Raw genomic sequence first — 15,930 nt, 5'->3', positions numbered from 1 at the left:
TCGGAGGTTGTTTCTGTCAGGAAGTGACCTTGTTTCTGTCAAGATCGCGGGATCTCTCATCGGATGCCATCTTGAGCTGCTCGAAACTCGCGCGAAGAAGCCCAATGTAGTGATGGAGATCCGGCATTGCCACTGTATCCGCTATGACATTGAGAGTTAACCCGCCGCCGGATGCGGCGACCATAAAGTGCCGCAGCCCATCCCCGTCCACTGGCGGTTGTGTCGCGAGCACAGCTGCGCCCGGTGCCCCGTTCAAAGTTAGCCCGTCGACCGAGAGCGGAATATTGCTCACCATTGTGTGCTGGTAGCAGGGGTGGTTCAGGTCGTACGGGTTCTTCCTACGTGTATATGCAATCAACCGCAGCAATGGTGCCGGCGCTGTTTCGATCGCAGCGCTTACACGGCGGATCGCGAGGTGGGAAGTGCGAGCTTTCTCCAAACGGGCAGACGCTGCAATGAGCGCCACCCGTTTCAACGGATCTTCGACGTGGGTGTGCATATCAATTGCCAGGATTACCAACTGATTTGCAGACTCCCAGTCTTCTATCTTGCGCATAGACCGTGGCACCATCGCAACGAGTGATCCCTTCGGCTCCTCACCCATCTCCGTCAGATACCTCATCAGAGCACCGCCGACGACTGCTAGCAGAACATCGTTGATGGTTGCCCCGGAGACTGCATCCTTGATCTGGCGAACAGCTGCACCGGGCAGCGTGATCTGCTCGAGTGTCCCAGACCCGCTCACCTTGCCGTTGAAACGGGTTGTTGGATGATCGCGGAAACTCTCGACCCAGTCGCCAGCAGCCTGTGCTTCGGCAACGGCCCTGTGAGCCGCACGATTGGCGGGCACGTGTCTGGCGAATCGTAGAACCTGGTTTGGCATACTCAGCACAGCATTGAGGAGCATGCGCGCCTTCAAAAACGGTATCGCAGGCTCGAACTCCGCCGGCCGCAACGTATCCGAAAAGATGGCTTCACCCAACATTCGGATCGCAATTCCGTCCGCGCCGCTGTGGTGCGACTTGAGGACTACAGCAGTCAGTCGGCCGGGCAGATCGTCCAGTCCCTCTACTCCATTGAAAAAGTGCAGTTCCCAAGGTGGACGTGTCAAGTCCATCCGGGAGGTCAACAACTTGCTAAGCGGATCCTGCAGTGCGGCCCAACCAGGCTCGGTGATATTGGTGACTTGCACGTGGTCACTCACGTCGAAGTTGCTGGCTGGGACCCAATGCGGATGCTCGAGGCTCAGTGGTGTTCGCTGAATGCGTTGCGTAAACATCCGGTTGTGGCCGAGGCGCGCAGTGACCCACTCGACGGCTTGTTCCTGTGAGAATTCCGAATCGGGGTGTCGCGAGGTCTCGAAGAAATAGACGCCAATGAGGTGTCCCAGATGCCCATCGGCTTCGTTGTAGATGTAATCGGCATCGCGTGGGCTCAATTGCGTAACCCTCATTGCCAATGGATTGGACAATCTCATGGGTGCTCCTCGTGTGGGGGTGCAGAGCTATATGCTGGCGCTGCTGAAGTCGAAAATCCCCGAGGCTTATGTCAGCCTCGGGGATTCTCTGAGTTCCATGGATGATGGCCAGAAGACCATGATCATTTGGTAGATCGACGGCTACCATCCGTCCACCCCAGACCGTTCACTTGGGGTTCTTGATCACCATGCTTCCGATGGCCGTGTACTCGGTAACGAGCCCAACCCAGTTCAGCATGTGGATAAGGTACCTCTCAATCATTGTAAATTCCTCTCATTTCAGACTGGTTGGGTGAAGGAAGACAAGGTGTCGAGGTACTTCGCAAATGTACCTACCAGGTCAACAGAACCGAACGCGACCATGTCGGACAAGTAGGCCAGAAGAATATTGAACATTGTTGTTTTATCTCCTAATTACGTGCCGGCGATGGAGCCGAGGCCCGATTGGATGAGTCCGGAGGATCCCGCAGAACCGGTAACCCCAAGATTGATGGCCGCGGACACGGTTGCGAATATTCCGCCAACTATGCCCTTCATCGACTCCAATACCGGCAGCAATAGTGCTGCATCGATGCTCCCGAGCGCGCCCATAAGGCTCGAAGTATCCACGATTTATTTGCTCCTCAACGATTGATTATTATTGAACGGGATTGAAATTCATATCGATGGACCCCATGACGGGAATCACGAATATGAACCCAATAATCATCTTGACCAGTTCACCGTACGGCGGGTCGAACATATCGGCGATTGATCCGAGTTTCATAATTCACTCCTGTCGTCAGAAATTATTCGGAAAAGAACTGCATTGCCATCAGCTGTTGCTGACGGCCTCGGCCAATGACCCCGTGCCAGCATCGACTCCGGGAATTATTGATCCGGAATACAGAACTCCCATGAGGTCGCTGAACATCGTCGCGGTCGTCGCAAAAAACAGTGCGAGCATACAGAGTTCCACCCTTTCGGTAGATCGGTAAACGATAGTTGCGCATTCATAAACGCCGGCTTGTGTAAGTCCACAAAGAGTAAAAACGTGGGCAGAGCTCAGGAAACACTGGTGTTCCAAACACTCAGATTTTCGTTGACCTGCTTACTCTTTGTGGATGCTTCTGGCATCACGCTAATGCAGGATAGCTCGATTCGGTCACTTTTTGTCAAAGAAATTTTCCGCAATCTGCAACATGTTTCAGTTTTTGCTGGTCACGCCCCTAGTTTGCGAACAATCGTCCTTGTATCGGCCGATCGATGTGGCAACGGATCGGCCCTCCTGTGTGCTGGCCGGCGTGGATGCGGCCGATCATCTGTCGAATCCTGTGCCTGTATAGGTTACTTAGGCTGTCTACCAATAATTTTCGACGCATTGGCCGCTTGTCGACCGGTAATTCGTTCGATCCAAGTGAATCGACCAGAGCGGCTCGCGCACCTGGCGTATCCATCGAAAGTACTAGTGTCCGAAGGGAGTTCAGTGGAACTGTATCCGTCGAAAGTACTAGCGGGTGGCTAGTTTCGGCGCACCGCATCCTCTGAAAGTACTAGTTTCGGTGTACTGAACCCACTGAAAGTACTAGTCCAAGTGGATAATTCGGATGCGTCTAGGTTGGAGGGTGTCGCCACACTGATCGTCAGCGGGTGGGTGCTGTGGTCAGTGCTGTCGGGGATTTGTAGTCGGCTTATTGCTGCATGTTGCGTGCTACGTCATCTCGTTTCTTAAGCTCAGAATTTTCGGCCAATGACCTGGCCCTCGATCCCGTGTGGGTGACCAAACTCCATCAGGGAGCCGCGCGATAGTTAGTCGTGAGACTGCAATTTTTGCATCGAATTGCGCTTCTTGATCGGAAATACGGTTTCGGTCGGGGTGTTGTTAGACGTTGATCTTGTCGCTAATTTGCGGACGGGAATCGGATGTTGATCTGTTGTCGTCACCATGGGTAAGAGTGGTCTGTGACCGGTGCTAGTGCGAACCCGGCGCGACTAGTAGTTGTTAGAAGTCGTTTGTCGAGAGCCTGTTCGCGAAGTTTGATGCGATTGTGTCGGTCGGACGATCACAGACATCGTGTGGACGCGGTCGGATACTCATGGCTGAAGCAGTGCGTATGTTTGTCGGATTGGCTCGTTCGTTCGCGAGCTTGCTAGTGACGTTGACACAATTTCAGGAACACTGAGTACTGGGTCCAAGCCTTGCGTTGGGAGAGCCCGACCTGAGCGCCGCAGCGAATTCAGTTTAAGCTGCTGAGTGTCCGAGGCAGTAGCGGAAATCCACAGGTTGCGGAGGAAGCTCTTGCGCATTACCTCGCTGCCACGCGTCATCGACGTCGCAGGACAAGCAAAGGGAATGTGTGCGATGACCGACCTGAGTTTGCCGGAGGTACGAGAGTAATGGCTATTCGAAGCCTGAACCATGCGGTGCTGTTCGTTTCCGACGTCGAGCGGAGTGCGTCGTTTTACTGCGATGTACTGGGATTCGAGAAGCTTCCCGTGAATTTCCCCGGCGGCGCGTTCCTTCGCGGAGCGAACTCGGCAAACGATCACGACCTGGGACTGTTTCAAGCCAGCGCGCCGCGGGCGCGTGATGGCGCGGTTGGTCTCTACCACCTGGCCTGGGAGGTCGAGACGTTGAGCGAACTCGCGCAATGCCGCGATCGCATGCTGGCCGCAAATGCTCTCGGCGGAGCGTCCAATCACGCTGCGACCAAGGCCCTGTACGGTCGCGACCCTGACGGAATCGAATTCGAAGTCACCTGGCTGGTACCGGACGGGCTACTCGACGGTGAACTTGTGCCTGGTGTTGCGCACACGCGACCGCTGGACATCGCTGCCGAGATCGAACGATACGGCGCTTCGACGCCTGGTGGTCCGCGAACGGATCGTGCGATTTACGCGCAACTCATGGGGCGCATGGAGGAACAGAATCAGGACGCTTCGAATTGATTCTTGGAGCGAAGATCGTTTGCGACGCAGGTATCCCAGATATCGCGCGCTGCGATACGCACCGTTGATACGAGTTGGTTCATTTTCATGTCATCGATCGGTCCGCAGACAGAGAGTGCTGCGCGGTTGCCGTAGTAGTGATCGCGCGGACCGATTGACGTTGCCACGCAGGCAATTCCGAGCACTGATTCTTCGCGGTCCATCGCTACCCCGCGGTCGCGGACGCGATCCAATTCTGTGTAGAGGTGTTCTTGCGACGCGATGCTGTACTGGGTTGTCTTGCGAAGCGGAGCGCGAGTAATGCTCTGCATCTTGTCTGGTTCGAGATTGGCCAGAATCGCCTTGCCGACGGCGGTGACGTGTGCGGGAAGTCGCGAGCCGACACGGCTGGGGAGTGCTAGTGGCGTTCGTCCGGGGACGCGGTCCAAGTACAAGACATCACTGTTGTTCAGTGCCGCCAGATGGACCGTCAGCCCGGTCGAACGAGCCAACCGGTTCAAGACAGGCACGGCACCGTGGCGTAGCCGGTTCTGATTGAGTGCCCACTGGCCGAGTTCGTACGACTTGCTGCCGAGTTCGTATCGGTGTTCTTGCCGAGTGATCCACCGTTTGGTCACGAGTTGCTCGAGCAGGCGGTGAGCGGTGGAGCGAGGGATCCCCGTTCGCTGAGTTACCTCGGCGAGCGTGAGTGGCCCTGTGTTTTCGAAGGTTTCGAGGATGGCCGAAATTCGATCGACTACCGACACCGGATCGTCCACCTTGCGAGTGGTTCTCACCATGAACTCCTGTCCTCGCCGCGAATCTGTGATCGCAGTCACCTTAGTGTTGCCCGATTCGCGTCGGCAATTGTTCGGCCCAGCCAGCGGGAGTGGACTGCGACGGCTCGGTCGAGTGTCGCGTGCACGGTTGCCCGCAACTCATCGGGTGGACGGAGGGCTGTGCCTGCCGCCAGGAACTTGTGTGCACTCAGGTCCGGGGGAGAAGCCTGGGCAATCCCCGGATATTTGGACACCTGACCGATACAATCCGGACAGTCTTCCAGCGTCGGATGTGAGGGGCACACATGATCTTTCGGAACTCGTTGCCAACCGGGGTAGCTCAGTTGGGTCCGCGGGATGCGGAGTTCATCTACAACGAGTCCGAGGGCCACCTCAGTCATATGGTGTGCGCGTACTTCTTCGACACTGCGGGCCACCCGCTGGCCGACATGACACACGCCGACGCGGTTGGATGGATTTCGGAACGGTTCGGGTACTGGCCGCTGTTCACGAGCCGAGTGCAGCGAGTTCCCCTCGACCTGGACTATCCGTACTGGGTGCCGGCACCTGATTTCGATGTCGACGATCATGTGCGGGTGCACAAGGCGTCGGGGCCCGGATGGGCACCGGTGCGGGCGTTGCTAGGCAAGTCTCTGAGCGGGCCGATGGATCTGACGCGGCCGCCCTGGGAGTTGGAGGTCATGACGGGAATCAGCGGGATCGACGATCTACCCGGCGACCTGACGCTGATCATGCTCAAAACTCATCACAGCGCCGGCGACGGTTTGGAGATCAGGAACCTCACCAACCGATTGTTCTCGGGGCCGGCAAAACCCAAGGCGCCCGCACGGGAATCGGGTTTGCCGCTCGTGGAGATGATGGGGCGCAGTGTCCTCGGGTTCCCGGGACAACTGATCCGGTTCGGGAAGGGTCTCTCGGCGACAAAAGTAGCCGCAGAAGAGATCACACAGGCAGAGGAATCCGGTGAGTTGGCGAAGTACGTCGCAGACCGCCCGCCGACGCGTTTCAACCACGTGCTGGAGGGTGATCTGGCTCTGGAGTTCGTGACGCTCGACGGTGCTGACATCAAGGCGATCAGAGCCGCCGTGCCCGGGGTGACGGTGAACGATATCTTCCTGACGGTGGTGGCTGGGGCGCTCGAGAAGTATCTCGAGGAGAAGGACGAGCGGCCGGAACGCCCTCTGGCGGCAATGGTTCCGCGCTCGATGCGGCAGATTGCGGAATGGGAGTCGGCCAATCAGCTCGCGCTCCTGACCGTCGATCTGCACTCCGACGTTGCGGATCCGGTCGAGAAACTGACCCGGATCCGGGATTCTGCGCAAGTGGCCAAGGAGCGTAGCTCGCACCTCGCTGTCCGGAAATTCAGCACACGTATCGAGACGTCACCTGCACCGTTACTACGTTTGACGGGGCTGGCCAGGCGCCTCAACAAGCTGAATACGGATCGTGAGGTCATGCAGCACACCACGATCAGTAATGTCCCGGTGACGATCGACGGAAACGTGTTCGACGGTGCGCCCGCAGTTGCCGTGTTGGGTGGGCAGGCGCCGGTTGACGGAGATGTTTTGCGCCACTTCCTGATTGCCGCGGCCGGCGGCGCGTTGACGCTCAACGTCATCGTCGCTCGCGGAGCGATGCCCGATCCGGAGCACTATGTCGTGCTGCTGCGCGAGAGTTTCGACGAACTGCGCCAGGCAGTGGAGTGCGACGTCCCCGCCGTCGAATGATTTTCCGGTCAGGTGCCCGCCGGGCCGGAATTGTTGTGGATCGCAATGAATTTTGTCCGGTAAATTGTTTCGAGAATGGGAAAATCGAGTTAATCGTTCATTTCGGACACAGGTTCTAGGATTAACACTAAGGTCGTAGACGACACATCAACGGTGAACCTTCGCCGGAACCGATTCTTTGGCGGTCGAGTGGGGATCCTTCTAGATAGGGAGTTCAGTCATGGGTTCTTTGATGGACATTCTTCTTGGACCGGACGGGATGGGCACTCAGCTGGGGAGCCTTCTCAACATGCTGATGGGATTGGATAACTTGGGTGCCAATCTCTTCGGCTCTCTGAGTGACACCTTCGGAGGGATCTCCGGATCTCTCGACACGATTAGTTTCCTGCCTGAAGTTATCCCGCCAGCTTGATCCTGCAATCTGAGCAGTTGGCACATCCACTTCACTCAACAGATATTTAGGAGTACAACATGATTGAAGGATCCGTCATGGATGCTGCGGGTTCCGTTGGCACCATTATCGGCCAGGGCATGGGCAGTGTTGCCGATATTGCTGTCAAGGGCCTCACCGCTCTTGCCGAACTGAGCGGTGGAACGCTGAAAGCCGCCAAGTAGCACAAAAGAGCTTGGTTTTGGGGCCCGGGCGCACGTCGCGCGGGCCCCAAAATGCTCTGTACCTGCATATTTGACCTTAATTATGGAGATTGACAGACAATTTTCCATTTCGCCACTGAATTCCAGTTTTGCCGCTAACGTGCTGATAGACAATGTTCGCAAGTTTTCTGTTGAGGAGTTAAAAATGGGGTCGCTGGCAAACATCCTCGGTTATGTTATGGAGAATGGCGAAACCGCAACTCAGGCACTGGTGAATGTGCTGTTAGGGTTGGATAACTTGGGTGCCAACTTGTTCGGCTCGTTGGGTGATACCTTCGGTGGGATCTCCGGATCTTTTGATGCAATCAGTTTCGCACCCGCCGTTGTCGCTCCGTAGTCTTGCAGCTCTGAATTATCTGACCATCCCGTAACTGTGCGGATAGAAGGAGAACAAACATGATTGAAGGCTCCGTAATGGATGCTGCGGGTTCCGTCGGAACTCTTATCGGCCAGGGGCTAGGCAGCGTCAGCGAAATCGCTGTCAAAGGCCTGACCGCGCTTGCCGAACTCAGTGGTGGAACGCTCAAAGCCGCGAAATAGGTCAAGAGTTTTTATTGTGGGGTCCACGCGAGAAATGCGTGGGCCCCACAATACTTTTCACGGGCGCGCTATCCCAATGGCATGAGCATCCAGGCTGCAAGATAAACCAAGGCTGCAGTTCCACCGGTGCAGACGGCAGCAATTACTGCCAGAACGCGAACCAGATTGACGTCGGCGCCAAAATATTCTGCAATCCCGCCGCACACTCCGGCGAGCATTTTGTTGTCGGTGGATCGGGTGAACGGGCGGGGTGTGTTGCTCTCGAATGTCATGGTTCAAGTCTGGCCTGACCAGGCCACTTCGACCATCGGGAATCACCCCCATCTATCCCTGATCTTCACCGAGCATCGAATTCGCCCGTTCATCAGGGCGTCACCAACTGGTTGCTGTTGACGGCTAGCCTGTCGGGAATGACCGAGATAGCAGAGCGCCGTCCTTTTCTCAGTGCCTTCGCCGACCTGTCGAGTGCGGTGGACCTGACTGACACGACGGCATTCACCGTCGACGACAGTGACGACGACGATCCCGTGTTGCTCACGGCACCAGGCGGTTTCGAGGTCGACACGTGGCGCGAGGGATACCCGTACGACTCTCGGATGTCACGCGAAGAGTACGAGATCGCCAAGCGTCTGCTGCAGATCGAACTCCTGAAGCTGCAGAACTGGTCCAAAGAAACCGGTGCCCGCCACGCGATCGTGTTCGAAGGCCGCGACGCAGCAGGCAAAGGCGGCACCATCAAGCGCTTCATGGAACACCTCAACCCGCGAGGCGCACGCGTCGTTGCATTGGAAAAGCCGTCGGCGCGAGAGTCGACGCAGTGGTACTTCCAGCGCTATGTGCAGCATCTTCCCGCTGCGGGCGAACTCGTGATGTTCGATCGCTCCTGGTACAACCGGGCCGGAGTCGAGCGTGTCATGGGGTTCTGCACGGACGAGGAGCACGAGCGTTTTCTGCGGCAGGTTCCGTTGTTCGAGCAGATGCTTGTCGACGACGGCATCAGCCTCATCAAGTTCTGGTTCTCCGTCTCACCGCTCGAGCAGCGGACGCGGTTCGCGATTCGGCAGGTGGATCCTGTTCGGCAGTGGAAGCTTTCGCCGATGGACATCGCCTCCCTCGACAAGTGGGATGCGTACACCGCCGCGAAGGAAGAAATGATCCGCTTCACCGATACGGAGACCGCTCCGTGGACCGTCATCAAGAGCAACGACAAGAAGCGTGCGCGGATCAACGCGATGCGGCATGTCCTCAGCCAGTTCGATTACGACAACAAGGATCACGACATCGTCGGAACGCCTGATCCGCTGGTTGTGGGCAGCCTGGAATAGCAAGACTGCTGACCGATGCCGTCGCGGTCGTTAGTGTGAGACGAATGGAGACCGTGCCGATCCAACTTCCCGATGGAACCGTCACTCCGATCCGCCTGTTTCCGGGACCGGTCGACGACGCTCCCGTTGTCGTGATGTTTCCCGGTCTCGGTGTGCCTGCTGGGTTCTACGATCCGGTGGCCGAAGCGTTGGTCACCGCGGGGTTCAACGCGGCGATCGGGGAATTGCGTGGCCAAGGCGACAGCCGGCCGCGACCAAGTGCGTCGTCGAGTTTCGGGTATCAGGAGTTGGTGTCGGTAGATTTCCCCGCCACCTTCGAAGTGGTGCGCGAAAGGTTCCCAGCGAGTACACCATTCCTGCTCGGTCACAGCATGGGTGGTCAGCTAGGGACGATGTACGCAGCGAGGATTCGCGGACGCCTCGGTGGGTTGATCCTGGTGGCGTCCGGTTCGCCGTACCACCGGGGCTTCCCGGGCATTCGCGCTCCGGGGTTGTATCTGGGTTCGTCGGCGATGTCGGTGACAGCCAACATCGCCGGGTTCTGGCCCGGTGATCGCCTGAGTGTCGGCGGCTTCGGGCGGCAGTCGAAAGTGTTGATCACCGACTGGGCCAGATTTGCGCGCACCGGCACCATCGAACCCGTCGGCGCAGACATCGACTACGAGGAGCGGATCGCCCGCCTGAACCTGCCGGTCCTGTCCGTCACCATCGACGGCGACGACCTTGCTCCGCGTCGATCCGCAAAGAACTTGGTGGACAAGCTCACCGGATCACAGGTGACGATGGTGCACGTCGACGAACCACTCGGTCACAACGGCTGGATCCGGAAACCGGATGCTGTGACCGAGTGCATCGTCGCCTGGCTGCGCGACCGCTGATCGCTCAGCTGAACTTCTGCCACAGGAATTCGTAGGTCAGCGCGGTCTTGTAGGCCAACTGCGCGTTGTCCGCGGCGCCGCCGTGCCCGCCTTCGATGTTCTCGAAGTACAGCACCGGCTTGCCCAGTTCCTCCAGGCGCGCGGCCATCTTGCGAGCGTGCGCTGGGTGGACGCGGTCGTCGCGAGTGGACGTCGCGATGAGGATCGGCGGGTACGAGCCGTCCGCGTCGATGTTCTGATACGGGCTGTACTGCGAGATGAAGGACCACTCGTCAGCGTTGTCGGGGTCGCCGTACTCCGCCATCCAGGATGCGCCGGCCAGGAGGAGATGGAACCGTCGCATGTCGAGGAGTGGAACCTGGCAGACTATGGCGCCGAACAGCTCTGGGTACTTGGTGAGCATGATGCCCATGAGCAGTCCGCCGTTGCTACCACCCTGGGCGGCCAACAATTCCGGTGTGGTGATGCCGCGGTCGACCAGATCGCGAGCGACAGCCGCAAAATCCTCGTGCACCTTGTGGCGTCCGGACTTGAGAACCTGTGTGTGCCAACCTGGCCCGTACTCGCCGCCGCCGCGGATGTTGGCCACGACGTACGTGCCGCCGCGAGTGAGCCAGGCCCGCCCGATGGAACCGCTGTACGACGGAGTCAGCGACACCTCGAATCCGCCGTAGCCGTAAAGAAGAGTGGGTCCGGGTGTGCTGTCTTCGGTGCCGACCACGAAGTAGGGGACCTGGGTACCGTCGGCCGAGGTTGCGAAGAACTGTTGCGTCACAATGTCTGTGGCATCGAAGAATGCGGGCGCAGACTTGACAACTGTGGGTTCGGATTCCCCGATGACTCCGTGCAGAAGCGTTGCCGGCGAGGTGTATCCGCTGGCGTTGAGGAAGTACTCGTTGCCGGAATCGGGATCGGTGTCCAGGATTTCGATGGTGGTGAGCTCGGGCAGGCCCTCGAAAGGCCTTTCTTCCCAAGTGTTGTCGGCGGGAGTCAGAATGCGCAGGGTGGTCCGGACGTCGGTCAGAACGACGAGAATCAGATGATCGCGGGTCCAGCTGTAGTGGTCGAGCGACGAATGATCGTCGGGCTCGAACAGGACCGTGAGTTCGCGAGCGCCCGCGAGGTAATCCTCGTATCGAGCGGCCAGCAAGGTGCCCGTTGCGTACTCGGTGTCCTCGACCGTCCACGGCGATTTGGTGCGAATCAGCAACCACTCGTGGTGAATCGAGATACCGGCGTCTTCGGGTGTGTCGATGAGAACGAGTTCGTCGTCGAGCGTGAGCTGGAACCGTCGTGAGTTGTAGAAGTCGACGGAGCGGGTGACGAAGTCCCGCTCGAAGCCAGGCGTCGGATCATGTGATGCGGAGACCGCAACGTCGGTGCTTTCGCCCTCGTACAGCGTTTCGGCGCTGGAGAGGGGAGTGCCGCGCTTCCATCGCTGTGCGAGACGGGGGTAACCGGAATCGGTGAGTGATCCCGGCCCGGTATCGGTTCCGAGATACACGGTGTCGATGTCGATCCAGTCGATGTCGGTCTTGGCCTCGGGAAGGTAGAAACCTGCATCGGGTCCATCAGGAGAGAGGAATTGTCGTGTCTCCATGTCGAATTCGCGAACCACTGCGGCGTCGGCTCCACCGCGCGACAAACTGATCAAGGCGCGATCGCGGTGGGGGCGCAGCAACTGTGTGCCCTTCCAGACCCAGTTCTCGCCCTCGGCTTCGGCCAACGCGTCGAGGTCGACCAACACGTCCCACTCGGGGTTGTCGCTTTGATACTGCTCGAGCGTGGTCCGTCGCCACAATCCACGAATATTGGTGCCGTCGCGCCAGAAGTTGTACAGATACTCACCGCGGCGACGCACGTACGGGATGCGAGCGTCGGTGTCGAGGACTTCGCGGACATCCGATTGCATCTGCTCGAAGCGCTCACCGGTTGCGAGTTGCGCTTCGGTGACGGCGTTGTGCGCACGCACCCAGTCGAGAGCGGTCTCGCCCGTGACGTCTTCGAGCCACAGGTACGGATCGCTGTCGACGGGGGAGTTCTGATCGGATGTCATGGCTCCATTCTTACTGCTCCCCGCCGACAGCATTCGACCCCGCTCCCGAAAGGCAGTGGGAACGGGGCCGAAAAGTGGGTGGACTCAGACGTTCAGCGAACGCGCGATCATCGGCCACGAGTTGTGGAGATCGTCCTGCCAGTAGCCCCACGAGTGGGTACCGGTGGGCTTGAAGTCGAACTGCGCGGGGATCTGCAGCTGATTCAGACGGTAGGCCAGATTGTGGGTGCAGTAGTTGACCGCTGCCTCGATGAGGCCGCCCACAATGATCTGGTTGGCCAGATTGGCGGGTTCACCGTTCATCGCCGGGTTGGCGAGGGTGTCGTGCGGGCCGGGCAGACCGGACCCGGTGGAGACGTACAGCTCGGTGCCGCGGAGCTTCTCGGCGTTGACAACCGGGTCGTTGTCGATCCAACCCTGACTGCCAACCGGGCCCCACATGTTCGCGATGTCAGCCCCACCACGGATACCGGTGACCAGCTGAATAGCGCCCTGGCCGACCGGCGTGCTGGTCTCGGCGCAACCGCTGTAGGCGCCGACGCTCTTGTACAGGCCGGGGGCCGCGATTGCGAGATTGAGAACCGAGGTGGCGGTCATGGAGATCGCGGAGATCGACTGGACCTTGTTGGTGTTGAATTCGGCGTCGATGACGGGCGGGAGTTCCTGTGTCAGGAACGTCTGCCACTTCTGACGACCGAGTTCGGGATCGTCGTTGACCCAGTCGGTGTAGTAGCTGAACGCGCCTTCGAGCGGGGTGACGACGTTGAGGTTCTTGTCCTGGAAGAAGTTCATGACGTCGGTCTTGCGCTGCCACGTCGCAGAGTCTTCGCCGCCGCCCGCGCCGTTGAGGAGGTAGAGCGTCGGGCGCGGTGCGCTGTTGTCTGCGGGGAGGATGACCTCGAGCGGAATGTTGCGACCCATCGACGCCGAGTACACGGAGATCGTGGACTTGCGGCCATTGTCGCTACGGCTCGCGAGGTACGAACCGGAGGTACCCGATGTGGCTTGTGCCGTTGTGCCGGATGAGTCGCCGCCCGCGGAGGCGATGGCGGGACTGATCAGCATCGGGATCACGGACAGTGCCGCTACTGCAGCGACCAAACGTCCCCGCGTGAATGTACGAGCGCCCATACGATCTGAAACCTCCACTACGTGTGCCCCGGCGTGTGTCCGGGGTCGATGTCACTGGTCAGTAAACCAGAATTGCCATGGTCAGGGGAGCGTTTGATGGTTCCAGCATCCATGTAGCACACAACCCCGCTCTCCAAGTCGAGGAGAGCGGGGTCGAGTGCTTGAAGCTGGTGGTGTCAGACGCCCATGGAGTTGGCGATCATCGGCCACGAGTTGTGGAGATCGTCCTGCCAGTAGCCCCACGAGTGGGTGCCGGTGGGCTTGAAGTCGAACGTTGCCGGGATCTGCAGTTCGTTCAAGCGGTACGCGAGGTTGTGGGTGCAGTAGTTGACCGCTGCCTCGATGATGCCGCCGACGATGATCTGGTTGGCCAACACGCCGACCTGGCCGTCGACTGCCTCGTTGGCGAGGGTGTCGTGCGGGCCGGGCAGACCGGAGCCGGTGGAAACGTACAGCTCGGTGCCGCGGAGCTTCTCGGCGTTGACAACAGGGTCGTTGTCGATCCAGCCCTGTCCGTCGAGCGGGCCCCACATGTTGGTGACATCCGCGTCGCCGCGCATGCCGACAACCAGTTCGATGGAGCTCTGGCCGACCGGCGTGCTGGTCTCGGCGCAACCGCTGTACGCGCCGACGCTCTTGTAGAGGCCGGGGGCTGCGATCGCGAGGTTGAGCACCGAGGTGGCGGTCATGGAGATCGCGGAGATCGACTGCACCTTGTTGGTGTTGAACTCTGCGTCGATGACGGGCGGGAGTTCCTGTGTCAGGAACGTCTGCCACTTCTGAACACCGAGAGCCGGATCTTCGTTAACCCAGTCGGTGTAGTAGCTGAATGCGCCCTCGATCGGGGTGACGACGTTGACGTTCTTGTCATTGAAGAAGTCCATGACATCGGTCTGACGCTGCCAGGTCGCGCGGTCTTCGCCGCCGCCTGCTCCGTTGAGGAGGTAGAGCGTCGGACGCGGTTCGCTCGTGTCAGCCGGAAGGATGACCTCGAGGGGAATGTCGCGACCCATCGACGGCGAGTACACGGTGATCGTGGACTTGCGGCCGTTGTCGGTGCGGCTCGCGAGGTAGGAATCCGTCGAATACGCTGCGGGAGCGGTACGAGTTCCAGCGGTGTCACCACCGGCAGAAGCCATGGCCGGACTGACAAGCATCGGCAGCACGGACACCGCTGCAATCGCGGCGACCACACGGCCGCGCTTGAATGTACGAGAACGCATAGGCTTAAGAACCCTCCACCTGAATTACCTTGTAGATCCGCCCCGGGTGGAACGATCCTTCGTCGACACTTCTCCGTATGGGTTTTTGCATCCCGACGCATATAGAGCGTGCAAGTCTTGATCTTTCTACAGCATCGGCGCGCTATTCGCCAGTGAACCGAAGATTTGCTGAACGATTGACCAGTTTCGAATTGACCTGGCTGTTTACCTATATGCTCAACGGGTGAACCGGACATATCCGATCTGGGAACAGCACTGCTGCTTGCCGTTGCAGTCCAATGCCTCTATTGCGGAGCTATTGCGGTACCGGCGGCCTGAGGGCAGTTACGTTTCGGTCAATGTCGGCTACGCGCCGCACACACGTGCCGATTCAACCGCCCTGGTCAAGAGTTTTGCCTGGCAGGCGCGCGTCGAGTATCCGGAAATCACACCGGTCTCGACGATTCTCGATGTTGCCGACGTGCAGCGATCCGGCGGAATCGCGCTGGCATTCGACCTCGAGGATTCCAACCCACTCGACGGCGATCCCGACAACATCGCGTACTTCTACGATCTGGGCGTGCGGTCGATGTTGCCGACGTACAACCACGTCAACGCCGCCGGCTGTGGGTGCCTCGACGCCGTCGACACAGGCTTGACTGCGTACGGCCGCGAACTCGTGGCCGAGATGAACCGCGTCGGCATGATGGTGGACGGCTCGCACTGCTCGACCCGGACCGGTCTGGATCTGGCCGCTGCCACGACACGTCCCATGATCTACAGCCATTCGAATCTCCGCAGATTGTGGGAGCACCCCCGAAACATCGCCGACGATCAGGCCAAGGCGTGTGCCGACACCGGCGGAGTTATCGGGATCAACGGCGTGGGAATCTTCCTCGGCGTCAACGGCCCCGACGACAACAAAGCCAGGCTGGAGGCGATGGCCGATCACATCGAGGAAGCCGTCGGACTCGTCGGTGTCGATCACGTCGGGATCGGTTCGGACTATTCGTTCGACGCGGAGGATTTCCTCGACGAGATACACAATCATGCGGCGTCGTTCTCCGAGGCGTACACCGCGTGGGGACCGCTGCAGTGGGTTCCGCCGGAAGACACCCTCACCTTGGACGTCGTTCTGCGTCGGCGCGGTTTCGACGAGTCCTCGATCGAAGCGATCTACGGCGGAAATTTCGCCCGAGTTGCCGCAGAAGTTTGGTCTACTGGCCGGTAAGG

The 15,930-nt window shown here is 59.1% G+C and carries 17 protein-coding genes; 9 read left to right on the top strand and 8 right to left on the bottom strand.

Annotated elements, in window-relative coordinates; genetic code table 11:
- Positions 1-16: 16 nt before the first annotated feature.
- The 3 genes from CJ178_RS12160 to CJ178_RS33205 all read right to left on the bottom strand — a co-directional run bounded on the left by CJ178_RS12160 (position 17) and on the right by CJ178_RS33205 (position 2,243).
- The gene (locus CJ178_RS12160; protein WP_095886775.1) at positions 17-1,477 is read right to left on the bottom strand and encodes a wax ester/triacylglycerol synthase domain-containing protein; all 1,461 of its coding nucleotides are present in this window, start codon (positions 1,475-1,477) and stop codon (positions 17-19) included.
- 414 nt (positions 1,478-1,891) lie between these two features.
- A complete protein-coding gene (locus CJ178_RS12155) occupies positions 1,892-2,086 on the bottom strand; it encodes a hypothetical protein (RefSeq protein ID WP_033235577.1) in 195 nt (64 codons plus the stop codon).
- 28 nt (positions 2,087-2,114) lie between these two features.
- Complete coding sequence (locus CJ178_RS33205) at positions 2,115-2,243, bottom strand: hypothetical protein (protein WP_255285217.1); 129 nt, start codon at positions 2,241-2,243, stop codon at positions 2,115-2,117.
- 1,610 nt (positions 2,244-3,853) lie between these two features.
- Between CJ178_RS33205 and CJ178_RS12150 the strand changes: the two genes are divergently transcribed.
- Positions 3,854-4,405: a VOC family protein gene (locus tag CJ178_RS12150; RefSeq protein ID WP_033235576.1), complete on the top strand. Its 552-nt coding sequence runs from the start codon at positions 3,854-3,856 to the stop codon at positions 4,403-4,405.
- On the opposite strand, the gene CJ178_RS12145 is transcribed toward CJ178_RS12150, so the two are convergent.
- Positions 4,387-5,184, bottom strand: coding sequence for an IclR family transcriptional regulator (locus CJ178_RS12145; RefSeq protein ID WP_033235790.1), 798 nt, complete (start codon positions 5,182-5,184; stop codon positions 4,387-4,389). The two genes, CJ178_RS12150 and CJ178_RS12145, sit on opposite strands and share 19 nt — an antisense overlap.
- Positions 5,185-5,468: 284 nt before the next feature.
- On the opposite strand from CJ178_RS12145, the gene CJ178_RS12140 reads away from it, so the two are divergent.
- The 5 genes from CJ178_RS12140 to CJ178_RS32750 all read left to right on the top strand — a co-directional run bounded on the left by CJ178_RS12140 (position 5,469) and on the right by CJ178_RS32750 (position 8,105).
- Entirely contained in the window at positions 5,469-6,911 is a 1,443-nt protein-coding gene (locus CJ178_RS12140; RefSeq protein WP_095886774.1) for a wax ester/triacylglycerol synthase domain-containing protein, read from the top strand.
- A gap of 220 nt (positions 6,912-7,131) precedes the next feature.
- Positions 7,132-7,323, top strand: coding sequence for a hypothetical protein (locus tag CJ178_RS12135; RefSeq protein ID WP_045063985.1), 192 nt, complete (start codon positions 7,132-7,134; stop codon positions 7,321-7,323).
- A 59-nt stretch (positions 7,324-7,382) separates the two neighbouring features.
- Positions 7,383-7,526: a hypothetical protein gene (locus CJ178_RS32755; protein WP_165826254.1), complete on the top strand. Its 144-nt coding sequence runs from the start codon at positions 7,383-7,385 to the stop codon at positions 7,524-7,526.
- 82 nt (positions 7,527-7,608) lie between these two features.
- Positions 7,609-7,902: a hypothetical protein gene (locus CJ178_RS12130; RefSeq protein ID WP_092802275.1), complete on the top strand. Its 294-nt coding sequence runs from the start codon at positions 7,609-7,611 to the stop codon at positions 7,900-7,902.
- Positions 7,903-7,961: 59 nt separating this feature from the next.
- A complete protein-coding gene (locus tag CJ178_RS32750; protein ID WP_165826256.1) occupies positions 7,962-8,105 on the top strand; it encodes a hypothetical protein in 144 nt (47 codons plus the stop codon).
- Positions 8,106-8,173: 68 nt separating this feature from the next.
- On the opposite strand, the gene CJ178_RS12125 is transcribed toward CJ178_RS32750, so the two are convergent.
- Positions 8,174-8,377, bottom strand: a complete 204-nt coding sequence (locus tag CJ178_RS12125) for a PspC domain-containing protein (protein WP_033235574.1) — start codon at positions 8,375-8,377, stop codon at positions 8,174-8,176.
- Between the two features lie 138 nt (positions 8,378-8,515).
- Here CJ178_RS12125 and ppk2 point away from each other — a divergent pair, with 138 nt between their 5' ends.
- Entirely contained in the window at positions 8,516-9,430 is a 915-nt protein-coding gene (gene ppk2, locus CJ178_RS12120; RefSeq protein WP_033235573.1) for a polyphosphate kinase 2, read from the top strand.
- Between the two features lie 44 nt (positions 9,431-9,474).
- Positions 9,475-10,308 carry an alpha/beta hydrolase family protein gene (locus CJ178_RS12115; protein ID WP_033235572.1) on the top strand — a complete coding sequence of 278 codons (834 nt, stop codon included), beginning with the start codon at positions 9,475-9,477 and terminating at the stop codon, positions 10,306-10,308.
- Between the two features lie 4 nt (positions 10,309-10,312).
- Here the strand turns inward: CJ178_RS12115 and CJ178_RS12110 are convergent, their stop codons facing one another.
- The 3 genes from CJ178_RS12110 to CJ178_RS12100 all read right to left on the bottom strand — a co-directional run bounded on the left by CJ178_RS12110 (position 10,313) and on the right by CJ178_RS12100 (position 14,718).
- On the bottom strand, positions 10,313-12,364 hold the full coding sequence (locus CJ178_RS12110; RefSeq protein ID WP_257013111.1) for a prolyl oligopeptidase family serine peptidase: 2,052 nt from the start codon (positions 12,362-12,364) through the stop codon (positions 10,313-10,315).
- An 84-nt stretch (positions 12,365-12,448) separates the two neighbouring features.
- The gene (locus CJ178_RS12105; protein WP_033235570.1) at positions 12,449-13,495 is read right to left on the bottom strand and encodes an alpha/beta hydrolase; all 1,047 of its coding nucleotides are present in this window, start codon (positions 13,493-13,495) and stop codon (positions 12,449-12,451) included.
- Between the two features lie 176 nt (positions 13,496-13,671).
- A complete protein-coding gene (locus CJ178_RS12100) occupies positions 13,672-14,718 on the bottom strand; it encodes an alpha/beta hydrolase (RefSeq protein WP_033235569.1) in 1,047 nt (348 codons plus the stop codon).
- A 223-nt stretch (positions 14,719-14,941) separates the two neighbouring features.
- Between CJ178_RS12100 and CJ178_RS12095 the strand changes: the two genes are divergently transcribed.
- A complete protein-coding gene (locus CJ178_RS12095) occupies positions 14,942-15,928 on the top strand; it encodes a dipeptidase (RefSeq protein WP_095886772.1) in 987 nt (328 codons plus the stop codon).
- The last annotated feature ends 2 nt before the right edge of the window (positions 15,929-15,930 follow it).

This window comes from Rhodococcus sp. ACPA4, from assembly GCF_002300185.1.
Classification (GTDB): Bacteria; Actinomycetota; Actinomycetes; order Mycobacteriales; family Mycobacteriaceae; genus Rhodococcus_F; species Rhodococcus_F globerula.
Note: the sequence above shows the minus strand (reverse complement) of the source record. Positions and strands in the feature narration are given on the sequence as shown.